The 14,779-nt window shown below is 62.2% G+C and carries 19 protein-coding genes; 8 read left to right on the forward strand and 11 right to left on the reverse strand.

Translation table 11 applies throughout. The features are described from left to right. Positions 1 to 27: 27 nt before the first annotated feature. Both trxA and HNQ71_RS13860 read left to right on the forward strand, forming a co-directional pair. Positions 28 to 351, forward strand: coding sequence for a thioredoxin (gene trxA, locus HNQ71_RS13855; RefSeq protein ID WP_013891648.1), 324 nt, complete (start codon positions 28 to 30; stop codon positions 349 to 351). Between the two features lie 133 nt (positions 352 to 484). Next, positions 485 to 766, forward strand: a complete 282-nt coding sequence (locus HNQ71_RS13860; RefSeq protein WP_095083181.1) for a cupin domain-containing protein — start codon at positions 485 to 487, stop codon at positions 764 to 766. 29 nt (positions 767 to 795) lie between these two features. On the opposite strand, the gene HNQ71_RS13865 is transcribed toward HNQ71_RS13860, so the two are convergent. From HNQ71_RS13865 to HNQ71_RS13890, 6 genes are all read right to left on the reverse strand, one after another. Next, positions 796 to 1,215, reverse strand: coding sequence for a VOC family protein (locus tag HNQ71_RS13865; protein ID WP_184873090.1), 420 nt, complete (start codon positions 1,213 to 1,215; stop codon positions 796 to 798). Positions 1,216 to 1,242: 27 nt separating this feature from the next. Then, positions 1,243 to 2,568 carry a bifunctional folylpolyglutamate synthase/dihydrofolate synthase gene (locus HNQ71_RS13870; protein ID WP_184873091.1) on the reverse strand — a complete coding sequence of 442 codons (1,326 nt, stop codon included), beginning with the start codon at positions 2,566 to 2,568 and terminating at the stop codon, positions 1,243 to 1,245. 119 nt (positions 2,569 to 2,687) lie between these two features. Beyond that, complete coding sequence (accD, locus tag HNQ71_RS13875; protein ID WP_095083177.1) at positions 2,688 to 3,614, reverse strand: acetyl-CoA carboxylase, carboxyltransferase subunit beta; 927 nt, start codon at positions 3,612 to 3,614, stop codon at positions 2,688 to 2,690. A 48-nt stretch (positions 3,615 to 3,662) separates the two neighbouring features. Further along, entirely contained in the window at positions 3,663 to 4,502 is an 840-nt protein-coding gene (trpA, locus tag HNQ71_RS13880; protein WP_184873092.1) for a tryptophan synthase subunit alpha, read from the reverse strand. Positions 4,503 to 4,504: 2 nt separating this feature from the next. Then, positions 4,505 to 5,755 (reverse strand): tryptophan synthase subunit beta, encoded by a 1,251-nt coding sequence (gene trpB, locus HNQ71_RS13885; RefSeq protein ID WP_184873093.1) that lies wholly within the window; start codon positions 5,753 to 5,755, stop codon positions 4,505 to 4,507. 87 nt (positions 5,756 to 5,842) lie between these two features. Then, positions 5,843 to 6,502: a phosphoribosylanthranilate isomerase gene (locus HNQ71_RS13890; protein ID WP_184873094.1), complete on the reverse strand. Its 660-nt coding sequence runs from the start codon at positions 6,500 to 6,502 to the stop codon at positions 5,843 to 5,845. Positions 6,503 to 6,615: 113 nt separating this feature from the next. On the opposite strand from HNQ71_RS13890, the gene HNQ71_RS13895 reads away from it, so the two are divergent. Beyond that, positions 6,616 to 6,834, forward strand: coding sequence for a hypothetical protein (locus tag HNQ71_RS13895; protein WP_184873095.1), 219 nt, complete (start codon positions 6,616 to 6,618; stop codon positions 6,832 to 6,834). A gap of 94 nt (positions 6,835 to 6,928) precedes the next feature. Here the strand turns inward: HNQ71_RS13895 and HNQ71_RS13900 are convergent, their stop codons facing one another. The 3 genes from HNQ71_RS13900 to HNQ71_RS13910 all read right to left on the reverse strand — a co-directional run bounded on the left by HNQ71_RS13900 (position 6,929) and on the right by HNQ71_RS13910 (position 8,958). Then, entirely contained in the window at positions 6,929 to 7,687 is a 759-nt protein-coding gene (locus HNQ71_RS13900; protein ID WP_184873096.1) for a M48 family metallopeptidase, read from the reverse strand. A 98-nt stretch (positions 7,688 to 7,785) separates the two neighbouring features. After that, complete coding sequence (locus HNQ71_RS13905; protein WP_095083163.1) at positions 7,786 to 8,268, reverse strand: DUF2852 domain-containing protein; 483 nt, start codon at positions 8,266 to 8,268, stop codon at positions 7,786 to 7,788. A gap of 225 nt (positions 8,269 to 8,493) precedes the next feature. Continuing rightward, positions 8,494 to 8,958 carry an Lrp/AsnC family transcriptional regulator gene (locus tag HNQ71_RS13910; protein ID WP_184873097.1) on the reverse strand — a complete coding sequence of 155 codons (465 nt, stop codon included), beginning with the start codon at positions 8,956 to 8,958 and terminating at the stop codon, positions 8,494 to 8,496. Positions 8,959 to 9,120: 162 nt separating this feature from the next. Between HNQ71_RS13910 and HNQ71_RS13915 the strand changes: the two genes are divergently transcribed. Next, the gene (locus tag HNQ71_RS13915) at positions 9,121 to 10,134 is read left to right on the forward strand and encodes a 1-aminocyclopropane-1-carboxylate deaminase (protein WP_184873098.1); all 1,014 of its coding nucleotides are present in this window, start codon (positions 9,121 to 9,123) and stop codon (positions 10,132 to 10,134) included. Positions 10,135 to 10,222: 88 nt separating this feature from the next. Here HNQ71_RS13915 and HNQ71_RS13920 read toward each other — a convergent pair whose 3' ends face one another. Next, a complete protein-coding gene (locus HNQ71_RS13920; protein WP_184873099.1) occupies positions 10,223 to 11,407 on the reverse strand; it encodes a benzoate/H(+) symporter BenE family transporter in 1,185 nt (394 codons plus the stop codon). Next, entirely contained in the window at positions 11,407 to 12,177 is a 771-nt protein-coding gene (locus HNQ71_RS13925; protein ID WP_184873100.1) for an alpha/beta hydrolase, read from the reverse strand. The genes HNQ71_RS13920 and HNQ71_RS13925 overlap by 1 nt, the downstream gene beginning before the upstream one ends. A gap of 206 nt (positions 12,178 to 12,383) precedes the next feature. On the opposite strand from HNQ71_RS13925, the gene infC reads away from it, so the two are divergent. The 4 genes from infC to rplT all read left to right on the forward strand — a co-directional run bounded on the left by infC (position 12,384) and on the right by rplT (position 14,712). Further along, a complete protein-coding gene (gene infC / locus HNQ71_RS13930) occupies positions 12,384 to 12,920 on the forward strand; it encodes a translation initiation factor IF-3 (RefSeq protein ID WP_010912915.1) in 537 nt (178 codons plus the stop codon). A 295-nt stretch (positions 12,921 to 13,215) separates the two neighbouring features. Then, positions 13,216 to 13,842: a methyltransferase family protein gene (locus HNQ71_RS13935; protein ID WP_184873101.1), complete on the forward strand. Its 627-nt coding sequence runs from the start codon at positions 13,216 to 13,218 to the stop codon at positions 13,840 to 13,842. Positions 13,843 to 14,069: 227 nt separating this feature from the next. Further along, positions 14,070 to 14,273 carry a 50S ribosomal protein L35 gene (rpmI, locus tag HNQ71_RS13940; protein WP_006201248.1) on the forward strand — a complete coding sequence of 68 codons (204 nt, stop codon included), beginning with the start codon at positions 14,070 to 14,072 and terminating at the stop codon, positions 14,271 to 14,273. Positions 14,274 to 14,310: 37 nt separating this feature from the next. Next, on the forward strand, positions 14,311 to 14,712 hold the full coding sequence (rplT, locus tag HNQ71_RS13945) for a 50S ribosomal protein L20 (protein WP_023672281.1): 402 nt from the start codon (positions 14,311 to 14,313) through the stop codon (positions 14,710 to 14,712). Positions 14,713 to 14,779 lie beyond the last annotated feature (67 nt).

Below are 14,779 nucleotides of genomic sequence, written 5' to 3' on the forward strand. Positions count from 1 at the left end.
ACGAAAACTTTCGAAAGGATTTTCCGCATGACCACCGTCAAGGTCGACAAGAGCAATTTCCAGGCCGATGTACTTAACGCCAACGTACCGGTCGTCGTCGATTTCTGGGCGGAATGGTGCGGTCCCTGCAAGATGATCGCCCCCGCGCTCGAAGACATCGCCACCGAACTCGGTGCCAAGGTGAAGATCGCCAAGCTGAACATCGACGAGAATCCCGAACTGGCCGCTCAGTTCGGCGTGCGATCGATCCCGACGCTGATGATCTTCAAGGGCGGCGAAGTGGCCGACATGAAGGTTGGCGCCGCACCCAAGACCGCGCTGTCGCACTGGATCAATGGCAGCCTCGCCTGATCCGTCCGAAATTCCTGATATCAAGCCCGGCCTCGCGCCGGGCTTTTTTGTTGGCGTCATCGGTGGGCCGCTCTGGCCCTCACGCCTGTGCGCGCCATGTCTTCTCTTGGCGCGAGAAGCAAGGAGAACGCCCATGACCGGATCCGCCAAGGCCACCGTCTTCATCGACAATGAGCGGGTCATCGTCACCGAATACCGCTTTGCGCCGGGAGACAACACCGGCTGGCACCGTCACGGCCACGACTATGTCGTCGTGCCGCTGATGGATGGCAAGGTGAAGCTGTTGACCAAGGACGGCGAATCCTTCGCCGAGATGAAGAAGGGCGCGCCCTATTTCCGCAAGGAGGGCGTCGAACACGATGTCATCAACGCCAATGAGGGCGAATACGCCTTCATCGAGATCGAACTGAAGTAACCGCGAAGGCCATCGAGCGGCATGCGCGATTACCAGTCGGCGATACGATCGCCTCCGACGAATTGCGCACTCTTTTCGGTATATTCGAACAGCTCTATCTTCACGCCGTTGGGGTCGCGGATCCAGGCCTGGTAGGTGTCGTCGCAGGCGAGCTTCTTTGCCGTGACGTCGACGCCCTTCGACCCGATATGAGCGATCGCTGCATCGATGCTTTCCACTTCGAGGCAGAAGTGGTTGATCTGGTTCAGGTCGCTATAGCTGGCCCCGTCCTTCTGGAACACCTCGACGTGGCTGCGACCGCCGCAATCGAGGTAGAACCCGAAAATCTTGCCGTCGCGCAGGAAATTGAACTGGGTGCCCAGGCCGAGGACATCGCGATAGAAGCTTCTGGTCGCCTCCAGATCATTGGCGAAGATGCAGACGTGAGCGAGCTGCTTGACCTTGATCATGACTGCTCCTTGCGCCGAAAGCCAACCTCAGGTCGGGGGCGTGCCGTTTTCGGCGAGCACCGCACCCGCCAGATAAAGCGAACCGCCGATCAGGATGCGCGGCGCCGGACCGTCCCAGGTGTCGCGCAACAGCATCAGCGCACTGGCGACGGAACTCACTGGTTCGGCCGTCAGCCCTGCTTCCGTCGCGCGGATCGCCAGTTCGTCGTTCGGCACGCCGGCGTCGCTGAGGCTCACCGGCACGGTGTAGACATGCCGGGCGAGGCCCTTGAAGGCGCGGAAATAGCCGCTCTGGTCCTTGGTGTTGATCATGCCCGAGATGAGGAAGAGCGGCCGCGGGTTCTTCTCTTCCTGCTCGGCCAGCGCTTCGGCAACCACCACGCCGGCGCCTGGATTGTGGCCGCCGTCGAGCCAGATGTCGGCGCCCTTCGGTGCCAGTTCGGCCAGCCGGCCCTGCGCCAGCTTCTGCATCCGGCCGGGCCAGGCGACGCTGGTCATCGCCTTCTCGGCGGCGCGATGGCTGATCTCGAAGCCGGCCGCCTTGACCGCCGCGATCGCCGCCGCCGCATTGGCGAACTGGTGGCGCCCGGGCAGCCGTGGCGGCGGCAGGTCCATCAAGCCGTCTTCGTCCTGATAGACCATGCGGCCGTTCTCCTCGAATGCGAGGAAATCCTGGCCGTAGACGAAGGTCGGACATTCAAGCCGCTCGGCGGTCTCGATCAGAACCTGCAGCGCCGTCTCGCTTTCCTGCGCGCCGATGACCACCGGGCAGCCGCGCTTGATGATGCCGGCCTTTTCGGCGGCGATCAGTTCGACACGGTCGCCGAGATAGGCCTCGTGGTCGAGCGACACCGGCATGATGACTGAAACCGCCGGCTCCCTGATGACATTGGTGGCATCGAAACGGCCGCCGAGCCCGACCTCGATGATCGCGGCATCGGCCTGGTGTTCGGAAAACAGCAGGAAGGTGACCGCGGTGAGGATCTCGAAGACGGTGATATGCTCGCCTTCATTGGCCCTGGCGACACGGGCGATGGCATCGGCGAACACCCTGTCGTCAACCAGCCTGCCGCCGCCATCGGCGGCCAGCCGGTAACGCTCGTGCCAGTTCACCAGATGCGGCGAGGTGTGGACATGGACGCGGTAGTCCGCCGCCTCGAGCAGCGCGCGTGAAAACGCGGCGCACGAGCCTTTGCCGTTGGTGCCGGCGATATGGATGACCGGCGGCAGCCGGTCCTGGGGGTCATCGAGCCGCTCCAGCAACCGTGAAATGCGGTCGAGCGAAAGGTCGAAGCCTTTCGGGTGAAGCGCCATCAGGGCTTCGATTTCGCGGTCGGCGGCAAGCGTTTTCATGGCACAATCCTGGTCCATGGCCCGGGAACCAGAATCGGTTTCACAATGGCCATGGCAATCAAAAAGCTACAGCGCGCCACGGACATGGCGCAATCGCTGTTCGCGCGAAGAATGTCGCGTCAGGCCTGTGGCCGCGCCTCGGCCGGAATTGTAGCCGGCGGCAGGATTTCCGGCTCGAGCGGCTTTTGCTCCTCTGGCAGCTTGAGCAGCATCTTCAGCAGCCGTGCGATGGTCTGGCGCATCTCCAGGCGCGACACCACCATGTCGACCATGCCGTGTTCCATGAGATATTCGGAGCGCTGAAACCCGTCCGGCAGCTTTTCCCGGATGGTCTGTTCGATGACACGCGGCCCGGCAAAGCCGATCAGCGCGCCCGGCTCGGCGATGTGCACGTCGCCCAGCATGGCGTAGGAGGCGGTGACCCCGCCGGTGGTCGGATTGGTCAAGACGACGATGTAGGGCAGGCCGGCTTCCTTCAGTCGGTCGACACCAACCGTGGTGCGCGGCAACTGCATCAGCGACAGGATGCCTTCCTGCATGCGTGCGCCGCCGGAGGCGGCGAACAGGATCAGCGGCCGCTTGCGCTGCAAGGCGACTTCGAAACCGTGCACGATGGCGTCACCGGCGGCCATGCCGAGCGAGCCGCCCATGAAGGCGAAGTCCTGCACGGTCACCACCACCGGCAGGCCTTCGACGGTCCCCAGCGCGTTGATGATGGCGTCTTCCAAGCCGGTCTTGGCCTTGGCGTCCTTCAGCCGGTCGACATACCGCTTCTCGTCGCGGAACTTCAGCGGATCCTGCATGACCTTGGGGTTGTCTAGGGTCTCGTACTTGCCGTTGTCGAAGAAGAACTTCAGCCGCTCCTTGGCTGAAATCTTCATGTGGTGTCCGGAGGACGGAATGACGAACTGGTTGGATTCCAGATCCTTGTGGAACACCATCTCGCCGGTCTCCGGATCCTTGATCCAGAGATTCTCGGGCATGTCGGTGCGCCGGCCGAGCATCGAATTGATCTTCGGGCGAACGTAATTGGTGATCCAGTTCATCGCTTCGGCTCCTGTCCTGACGAAGATTTGGGAAGAGAGGTAGGAGAACTATTCGGCGGCAGCAAGGCGGGCCGAGCGCACGCCTTGCGCAAGGCCGCTGACCAGCGTGGCGACGGCTTCGGCCGGGTCGGCGGTCTTTTCGCCCTTCGGTCCCAGCACATTGGCCACCGCATTGACGATCGCGGTGCCGACGACGACGCCATCTGCATTGGCGCCGATCACGCGGGCCTGCTCGGCGGTCTTGACGCCGAAGCCGACGCAGACCGGCAGGTCGGTATGACCCTTGATGCGTTTCACCGCCGCCGCCACCTTGCCAGTGTCGGCCAGCGCCGAACCGGTGATGCCGGTCATCGACACGTAGTAGACGAAGCCCGACGTGTTCTGCAGCACCTTGGGCAGGCGCTTGTCGTCGGTGGTCGGCGTTGCCAGCCGAATGAAGTTGATGCCAGCCTTGAGCGCCGGAATGCACAGTTCCTCGTCCATTTCCGGCGGCAGGTCGACGACGATCAGCCCATCGATGCCACTGGCGATCGCATCCTTGAGGAAGCGGTCGACGCCATAGATATAGATCGGATTGTAGTAGCCCATCAGCACGATCGGCGTTTCATTGTCGCCGGTGCGGAATTCCAACGCCATCTTCAGCGTCTTGACCAGCGTCTGGCCGCCTTTCAGCGCCCTCAGGCCCGCTGCCTGGATCGCCGGGCCATCGGCCATCGGATCGGAGAACGGCATGCCGAGCTCGATGATGTCGGCGCCTGCTCCAGGCAGTGCCTTCATGATCGACAGCGACGTGTCGTAGTCGGGGTCGCCGCCCATGAAATAGGTGACGAGTGCCGGGCGGCCCTCGGTCTTCAGCTTCGCCATGCGGCGGTCGATGCGGGTGGTCATGATCAGATCTCCATGCCCAGCATGCTGGCAACCGTGTGCACGTCCTTGTCGCCACGGCCGGACAGGTTGACGATGACGATCTGGTCCTTGTCCATGGCCGGTACGATCTTCACCGCATGGGCGATGGCGTGCGCCGATTCCAGCGCCGGGATGATGCCCTCGACCCGTGTCGTCAGCTTGAAGGCCTCCAGCGCCTCGTCGTCGAGGATCGGCACATATTCGACGCGGCCGGAATCGCGCAGCCAGGAATGCTCCGGGCCGACGCCGGGGTAATCGAGTCCGGCAGAGATCGAATGGCCGTCCATGATCTGGCCGTCGGAATTCTGCAGGAGATAGGTGCGGTTACCGTGCAGCACGCCAGGCGCGCCGGCGCTCATCGAGGCGCAGTGCTCGATGCCGTCGAGACCACGGCCGCCGGCCTCGATGCCGATGATGCGAACATCCTTGTCGTCGAGGAAGGGATGGAACAGGCCGATGGCGTTCGAGCCACCGCCGACACAGGCAATGATGGTGTCCGGCAGCCTGCCTTCCTGCTCGAGGATCTGGGCGCGGGCTTCGGTGCCGATCACTGACTGGAAGTCGCGCACCAGCTCCGGATAGGGATGCGGCCCGGCGGCGGTGCCGATCAGGTAATAGGTGTCCTCGACATTGGTCACCCAGTCGCGCAACGCCTCGTTCATGGCGTCCTTCAGCGTGCCGTGGCCGGCGGTCACCGGCCGCACTTCGGCGCCGAGCAGCTTCATGCGGAAGACGTTCGGGCTTTGGCGGGCGACGTCGGTCGCGCCCATATAGACGACGCAGGGAAAGCCGAAGCGCGCCGCGACGGTGGCCGACGCCACGCCATGCTGGCCAGCACCTGTCTCGGCGATGATGCGCTTCTTGCCCATGCGCTTGGCCAGCAGGATCTGGCCGAGGCAGTTGTTGATCTTGTGCGAGCCGGTGTGGTTCAAATCCTCGCGCTTGAAATAGACCTTGGCGCCGCCACCGAGGCCCTTGGCCGCGGAAACCTCGCGCAGATGCTTGGTCAGGCCCTCGGCAAAATAGAGCTTCGACGGCCGCCCGGCATAGTGGGTCGACAGGTCGGTGAGTTCAGCCTTGAAGTCCGGATCGTCCTTGACCTCATTCCAGTGCCGCTCGAGGTCGAGGATCAGCGGCATCAACGTTTCGGCAACGAAACGACCGCCGAAAATGCCGAACATGCCCTGTTCGTCGGGTCCGGTGCGGAAGGAATTGGGTGTCGCCGGCTTGTCCATCGCCGATCTCCTGGTCTCGATGTGGGGGCATGTCCTTGCCGGAAAACCGGTTCCCACTTTTCCGGGACATGCTCTGGTTTGAGCCGGTCAGGCGGCGCGGTTGTCGCGCGCTGCCCTGACGGCCCGGAAAAACTGTTCGATCAGCGCCGGATCCTTGACGCCCGGAGCGCTTTCCACGCCGGAGGAAATGTCTATTCCGGGCGGGTTGGCAAGCCGAAGGGCATCGCCGACATTGGCGGCGTTGAGTCCACCGGAAAGCATGTAATCGACGCCGGCGTCAAGGCCGGTGAGGATGCGCCAGTCGTAGGCCACGCCATTGCCGCCCGGCAGTTCCGAGCCCTTTGGCGGCTTGGCGTCGAACAGGAAGTGGTCGGCAACGCCGACAAACGGCTTTATCCGCTCGAGGTCGGCAGCCTCGCTGACCGACAGCGCCTTCATCACCGGCAAGCCGTAGCGGGCTTTCACCTCGGCCACTCGCTGCGGCGTTTCCGAGCCGTGCAGCTGCAGCATATCGGGCTGCATCGCTGCCACGATCTCGTCCAGGAAGGCGTCGCTGGCATCCACGGTGACGGCCACGGCTTTTGCCTTGCCGCGCGCCGCCTGGCGCAGACGGCTAGCCTCGGCCGGTTCGACATAGCGCGGGCTTTTGGCGAAGAAAATAAACCCGACATGGCTGGCGCCGCCGGCCAGCGCCGCGGCCATTGCCCCGTCGGTCTTCAAGCCGCAAATCTTGATGTCGAGCGCCATGGCGCGGGGATTGGCATGAAAAGCGCCAAGAGTCGAGAAAAAGCATGCTGTTTGCCGGCAAGGCCAAAGGCGCTACCTATTGAAGGACAGGGACACAAGGCGGGAGCAAGACCATGGCTGACAGAACCGTTGCCGAACTCAGGCAGAAGATCGCGCAGGCGCGCGAGGTCATTGCCCATCTGATGGCCAAGGCCGCCTTCAACGGCGCCGAAGCCCATCGCGCGTTGGAGTATTTCGGCGGCGATGAATTCGACGGCAACTTCCTGCCGTGGCCGCATCATGGCGATGAGGGGCTGCGGCCGGAGGAACTCAACGCGGCGAATGACGATTGAGCTCGGGCGGTCAGTAAAAGTGTAAACGCCGGCCGGCCAGAGGGGGTGGGAAGGATCGCTACACACGGCCTTCTCCGCCGCCCTTACCCAGGGCCTACTCGAACGCAATCGCTTGCAGCGCGCCGCCATTGCGCTTCAGCCAGGCCTTGCAGCGCTCGGTATCCGGGCAAAGCTGCTCGCACAGTTTCCAGAATTTCGGACCGTGGTTCATCTCCTTGAGATGCGCCACTTCATGCGCGACGAGGTAGTTTATGACAGGCGACGGCGCCATCATGATGCGCCAGGAAAACGACAGATTGCCGTCGGAGGTGCAGGAGCCCCAGCGGCTCGACGTGTCCTTGAAGCGGATCGCCTTGGCGCGCTTGCCGAGCGCCAGCGTGTGTTTGCCCACCAGCTTCTCGATCTCGCGCTTGGCCTCGCGCTTGAGGAAATCGGCGATGCGGCGCGGCAGGTGCACGCGGTCGCCATGCACGATCAACAACGGACCGCGCTCGTCGCTCGATATGGTCACAGTGCCGCGCTTCGAAGGCTCATGGACGATGCGGTGCGGCACGCCGCGTACGGGGATCTTGATGCCCGGCCGCACCTGCGGCCGTGCCGGCACCTTGGCCAGCCGCTGCTCCAGCCAGTCCTGGTGACGGTCGAGGAACTTCTCCACCTCGCCGCGGCGCAGGCCCGGCGGCACGGTGATGCGCAGGCCCTTACCGCCCGAATCGATGCGCAGCGTCAGCCGCCTTGCGCGGTCGTTCTCGACGATCTTGAGCGGCAAGGTACGGCCGGCCACGCAATATTCGCGCTCCACGACGGGCGTGGGCTTGGGCTTTGTCAGATTGCGGAAGAATCCGAGGGTCATGGCGGGACGATACGCGATTCGAGAAAAACGAATAGAACAAAAAAGAAACGGCGCCGCTCCCGCGACGCCGTCATCATACCTTGGCCTGTCGCCGGGCCTCAGTCGTCAAGCAGGTTCGAACCCTTGCCACGCTTGGTGGTGGTCGTCCCGGTGCTCGGGTCGGTCTTCGTCGGCGCCGTCGACTTGTTGCGGTTGGCCATGAAGCGGTCGAACTCGTCCTGGTCCTTGGCACGGCGCAATTCGCGGGCGTAGTCGTCGAACTCGGTCAGCATCTCGTCGAGCTTGCGGCGTTCCTCGGCGAGGCGCTCCAGTTCCTTTTCGCGCCAGTCGTCGAAAGCGACGTTGCCGGTGCGGGCGGAGCCGTGGCCCCAGCGCGCAGCCTTGTCGGAACCGCGGCGGCAGCCGGCGAAGATGCCGTCGGTGGCGCGGTTGACGTCACGCTTGAAACCATCGAGGCGGTCGCCCCAGATGATGTAGGCAAGCATGGCGAAGCCGAGTGGCCAGAACACCATGAAACCGATCACCATCAACGCGATGGTTGCCGGCGTCCAGGCCGGACGGATCAATGCAGATGTGTTCATTTTCTCCCATTCCTTCGGTTGGAGACAGCCAAAATCCGGCTGCGTGGAATCGAAATGGGAAGGAGAAAACGGCGATTCAAGACAGTATCGGCTAAAACCGGACAAGCTCATGAAATGATTATCGCTTTTCGAGCGTATCGAAGAAAAGCACGACCAGGCATGAGGAACAGTGGCAATGCCGCCGGCGGTGCTATGGTTTGATGCATCGGCGGGAACCCATTCCTTTCAAAAATCCAGTGGCGCGTTGTCGACGACCTCCTTCATGACGAAGAACGTCCTCGTCTGGCGAACGCCGGGCAATGCGATCAGCTGATCCCCGTGGATCCGGTTGAAGTCCGCCATGTCGCCGACCCTGATCTTCAGAAAATAGTCGAAGTCGCCTGCCACCAGATGGCAATCAAGAATGAACTTCAGTTTCGCGACTGCCTTCTCGAATTCCGCGAAACTTTCCGGGGTCGAGCGGTCGAGCACGACGCCAACCATCACCAGCGCGCCTCTGTCGACTTTCTGCGGCATCACCACTGCCCTGACATGGCTGATGTAGCCTTCATCGAACAAGCGTTGTGTGCGGCGGTGGCACGTCGCCGGGCTGACAGCAACCGACTGCGCCAGCTCCGCATTGGTCAGCCGCCCATTGTCCTGGAGCAGGCGCAACATTTTGAGGTCGATCCGGTCGAGCGATGCCTTCATGGAAGATTCTTCCGTTATTGAGGCGGTTTATCGAAGTAATATAGCATATTGGAGCCAGAAAGTTAGATTTCAGGCATTTTCCGATCGTTCTTAGAGAGCACCTTTCAGGAGAAAACTGATAGTGTTTCCAGCATCAAAATCACAATCAGAGGAGGATCTCTCATGTTGGAGAAGTTCGAACGCTATCCGCTCACATTTGGACCGACCCATATCGAGAAACTGGATCGGCTCAGCGCTCATCTCGGCGGCAAGGTCGATCTCTACGCCAAGCGGGAAGATTGCAATTCCGGCCTCGCCTTCGGCGGCAACAAGCTGCGCAAGCTCGAATACATCATTCCTGACGCGATCGCCTCAAACGCCGACACGCTGGTTTCGATCGGCGGCGTACAATCCAACCATACGCGCATGGTGGCAGCCGTGGCGGCGAAAATCGGCATGAAATGCCGCCTCGTGCAAGAAAGTTGGGTGCCCCACGAGGACGCCGTCTATGACCGCGTCGGCAACATCCTTTTGAGCCGGATCATGGGCGCCGATGTCCAGATGGTCGATGAGGGCTTCGACATCGGAATCAGGGAAAGCTGGGAACAGGCGATCGCCGATGTGAAAGCCAAAGGCGGCAAACCTTATCCGATTCCGGCCGGGGCTTCGGTGCATAAATATGGCGGCCTGGGCTATGTCGGCTTCGCCGAAGAGGTGCGCGCGCAGGAGAAGGAACTCGGCCTTGCCTTCGACTACATCGTCGTCTGTACCGTCACCGGCTCTACCCATGCCGGCATGGTGGTCGGCTTCGCCAAGGACGGTCGCGAGCGCAAGGTAATCGGCATCGACGCATCTTGCACCCCGGCGCAGACCAAAGCGCAAGTGCTGGACATCGTGCGGTCCACGGCGACGCTGGTCGAACTCGGCAAGGAACTCAGTGAAGACGATGTGATCCTCATCGAGGATTATGCCTACCCGGTCTACGGCGTGCCCTCGCAGGAGACGAAGGAAGCGATCCGTCTCTGCGCGCGCCTTGAAGGCATGATTACCGATCCTGTCTACGAGGGAAAATCCATGCAGGGCATGATCGACCTCGTTAGGAAGGGCTATTTCCCCGAAAGGTCGAAGGTGCTTTACGCCCACCTTGGCGGCGCTCCAGCCATCAACGGCTATGCTTATACGTTTCGCAATGGCTGAATGCCCGCAGGGCGTGGCAGGTGACCTCGGACGACCATCCCGCCCGCCGCAGCATGTTGCGGTGGATGGGAAGGGGAAAGGCGGCGATTCAGGACAATGTCCGCCAAATCCGGATAAGCGGCTGAAACGATTGCCGCATTTTGAGTTCTTCGAGGAAAAGCACGACCACCCCGGCGACCAGGCCCCAGAATGCCGCGCCGACGCCGAACAGCGTCAAACCCGAAGCGGTGACGGCAAAGGTGACGGTGGCGGCCATACGGTGACCTTCCTCCTTGAGCGCGATCGACAGGGCGTTGGCAAGCGGCGCCATCAGCGCGAGACCCGCCACCAGCACGATAAGGCTCTGTGGCAGAACGGCGAAGATCGCCACCAGCGACGCACCGAAGATGGCGAAGACAAGATAGGCGAGCGCATAGAATGGGCCGGTCTTCCAGCGTTCGGCGGGGTCGGGGTGGACGTCCGGCCCGGTGCAGATCGCCGCCGAGATCGCCGCCAGATTGGTGGTCGAGCCGCCAAACGGCGCCGACAGCAGCGAAAACAGGCCGGTGACGCCGATCAGCGGGCCGGGCTCCGGGTGATAGCCGGCGGCGCGCAGCACGGCGAGGCCGGACAGGTTTTGGGAAGCCATGGTGACGAGGTAGAGCGGCAGCGCCAGGCCGACGGTCGCGGCGACGCTGAAGTGCGGCGCGATCAGCGTCAGCGTCGACAGTTCCGGTGTCGGCAAGCCGCCGACGCGGCCGGTCAAGAAAGCGGCAAGGCCGCCGCCGATCAGCACCACCAGCACCGACACCGCCGGATTAAACAAGCGAATGACGAAGAAGGCCGCGATCAGCGGCAGGATCAGCCAGGGATCGGTGGGGATGGCCTTAATCGCGTTGATGGCGAAGCTGACGAGGATGCCGGCCAGCATGCCCGATGCCACCGAAGGCGGGATCCTGGCGATCAGCCGTGTCAGCGGTCCGAACAGGCCGGTGGCGATCAAGAGGATGCCGGTGACGATGAAGGCGCCGACCGCTTCGCCCATCGAGAAGCTGCTCGACGCGGCGATCAGCGCCAGGCCCGGTGTCGACCAGGCGGTGATGACCGGCATCTTCGTGCGCCAGGATAGCCACAGGCATTCGATTGTCATCGCCAGGCAGATCGCCGTCACCCAGCTCGCGGTCTCGATCTGTGTCGCGCCGACCGCCTTGGCGGCGGCGATGACGATGGCCAGCGTGCCGCCGAAGCCGACGATTGCCGCGACAAAAGCGGATATCGGAATGGAAAGGCGCATCAGTTTCCCTTCCGCGCCATCGCATCGACGGACCGCACCAGCATGTCGAGATCCTGCGGTCGCGACAGCCGATGATCGCCCTCGGGGATCAGTGACAAGGTCACGTCGTCGGAGGGCAGCAGGCCGACCAGCTTCAGCGCGTGGCTTGCCGGCACGTCCGCATCGGCCAGTCCCTGCAGGATGTGCACCGGGCAATGCGTGTCGATCGGGCCTGTCATCACCAGGTTGTTGCGTCCATCCTCGATCAGCGCGTTTGTGTAGATGTAAGGCTCTGTGGAATAGTCCGACGGCTCCTCGAAGAAGCCTTTTTCGGCGAGCGCGCGTTTCTGCGCCTTGGTCAGCGCCGGCTCGACCAGCTCAGCGGTAAAATCGGGCGCCGGCGCCAGCAGCACCAGGCCGGCGACATTGCTGTCGCCCGCCTTGCGCAATTCCTGCACCATGCGCAGCGCAATCCAGGCCCCCATCGAGGAGCCGACCAGGATCTGCCTGCCTTGTGTGAAACGCCCGAACACGGCAAGGCTTTGCGCAAGCCATGTCGAAATCGTGCCGTCGGCAAAGGCGCCGCCTGATTCGCCATGGCCCGAATAATCGTGGCGCAGAAACGCGCGGCCTTCCTTTTCGGTCCAATCCGATAGCGTCTGCGCCTTCGTGCCGAGCATGTCCGACTTGTAGCCGCCGAGCCAGACGATGCCGGGCGCGGCACCTTTTGCATGGCGCACCGCGATGCTCGTTCCGTCGACATCCAGAAAGGTTGGGGGCATGGCAGTCATGGCTTTTTCCTCACGCATCGCTTTTGGCACAGCCAGCGGCGAGGCGGAAAGTGCTCGCTCTATTTCTTTGTTTGGTGCAGGCCAGCGATCAGGGTGATTTTCTGTCGACGCTGTGCTATTGACTCCGCCCGCGCGCTCACCACATTGGCGCGTCCACGCATCAAGCCTGACAAACCCCGAACGAAACGGCCAAGGAGACCACGACCATTCGCAGACCTTTCAAAGCAGCGGCGCCGACCAAGGATGGCCCGCGCTCCAACCGTGACATCCGGGTTCCCCGGGTCCAGCTTATCGACGCCGAAGGCCAGAACCGCGGCGATGTTTCCATCAACGACGCATTGCTGCTCGCCGAAGAGGCCGGGCTCGATCTCGTCGAGATATCGCCCAATGCGGTGCCCCCCGTCGTGAAAATCCTCGATCTCGGCAAGTTGAAATACGCCAACCAGAAGAAGGCGGCCGAGGCGCGCAAGAACCAGAAGGTCATCGAGATCAAGGAGATCAAGATGCGCCCCAACATCGACAGCCATGACTACGAGACGAAGATGAAGGCGGTTCGCCGCTTCTTCGAGGAAGGCGACAAGGTCAAGCTGACATTGCGTTTCCGAGGCCGCGAGATGGCGCATATGGAACTCGGCATGCAGCTTCTGAACAAGGTTCGCGAGGAAGTGGCGACCATCGCCAAGGTCGAAGCGGAACCGAAGCTCGAAGGCCGCCAGATGATGATGGTGCTGGCGCCGCGCTAGGTGCAGTGAGATTCAGGTCAGGCCGAGCCGAAAATGGTGGGAAGCACAGGAAGCTGCCGTTTGCAGGCTGGCATCGCCTGAACGTCAACACACCGAGATCACGATGACGTCAGGCCTGGTCATCGCGCTCTAAATCCGCCTGAATTGTAGTACAGGGCGTCCCGGCGATCGGCGGGACGCCTGCTTCCTGGCCACAGCTGCGATCGCCGGCTCTGTTTTCATGCATGTCGTCCTCCCAAAACCAGGGCCACTTTTGGGCGAATGCATTAGGCTTCTCGACGATCGGATTCCTCCCTTGGACAAAGAACTCAAATACGGGCTGGGTAACTACCAGCAAACGCGCAGGATAGTGCTGGCCGTTCTCGTGGTCGTACTGTTCGCCGCACTGCTGTTTGGCCAATCGACCTTCCCGCCCGATACGGCGATGCACGAGACGATCGAAATGTTCGGCGTGCTGCTGATTTTTCTCGGCATCATCGGTCGCCTTTGGTCGACGCTCTACATAGGCGGGCGCAAATCTTCCGAAGTTGTGACGGGCGGGCCCTACTCGATCACCCGCAATCCGCTCTATGTGTTCTCGACCCTGGCTGCGGCCGGCGTCGGCGCGCAGATCGGTTCGTTCTCCGGCATCATTCTCTTTGCTGTTCTGTGCGCGGGCGCCTTCCATATCGTCATCCTGCGCGAAGAGAAATTCCTCAAGGAAACGCTCGGCGCGCCCTATCAGGCCTATCTGGCGCGGGTGCCGCGCTTCTTTCCGAAACTTTCCCTCTACCAGGAGGGCGATACGGGCAGCTTCAAGCCGCGCCTGCTGTTGACCACGCTGCTCGACGGCCTGGTGTTCCTGATGGCGCTGCCGGCTTTCGAACTTATCGACGGCGCCCAGCAGTCGGGCATGCTGCCGGTCTGGTTTACGCTCCCCTGATCAAGGGCCGCGCGTCGCGTCCCAGCGTTCAGGGAACGAGCGGCGTAGTGGGTGTTGCACAGCCGCCTGCTTTGACGTATAGGACCGCGTTCCAAAAAACCGCCCGGCAGGGCATGCCGTGGCGGTTTCATTTGCTTTTCGGGCTTTGGTCGGCCTGAAGCGAACAAAACAAGAGGTGCTGCCTGCCAAAGGCACGGACAGCGACCTCAAAGAAACGGAGTAGCAAAATGCCCAAGATGAAGACCAAGTCCGCCGCCAAAAAGCGGTTCAAGATCACAGGTACGGGTAAAGTCCTGTCGGCTGCGGCCGGCAAGCGTCACGGCATGATCAAGCGTTCCAACAAGTTCATTCGAAATGCCCGCGGCACGATGGTTCTGGCTGAACCGGATGGCAAGAAGGTCATCAAGAATTTTCTGCCGAACGGCCTCTAAGGCATTCGGTCCGGACACGTTTTAAGGAGATCATGACATGGCACGCGTAAAGAGAGGCGTCACCTCGCACGCCAAGCACAAGAAGGTCCTGAAAGCCGCCAAAGGCTTCTACGGCCGCCGCAAGAACACCATCCGCATCGCCAAGCAGGCGGTGGAAAAGTCGATGCAGTACGCGTATCGCGACCGCAAGAACCGCAAGCGCTCGTTCCGCGCGCTGTGGATCCAGCGCATCAACGCCGCGACGCACGAGCACGGCCTGACCTATGGCCGCTTCATCGACGGCCTCAACAAGTCGGGTATCGAGATCGATCGCAAGATCCTGTCGGACATGGCCATCCATGAGCCGCAGGCTTTCGCCGCACTCGTGGCCAAGGCCAAGGTTGCCCTCGAATATCTGAAGAACACCACGCCGAACGCTTTTGAAAGCGCTGTCGCTTAAGACCAGCGCTTCCCAAGCATTCGAAATTCTGATTTGGGGAACCCGCGCTGGCACGGCTGGCGCGGGT

Source organism: Mesorhizobium sangaii, from assembly GCF_014207355.1.
Taxonomy (GTDB): domain Bacteria; phylum Pseudomonadota; class Alphaproteobacteria; order Rhizobiales; family Rhizobiaceae; genus Mesorhizobium; species Mesorhizobium sangaii.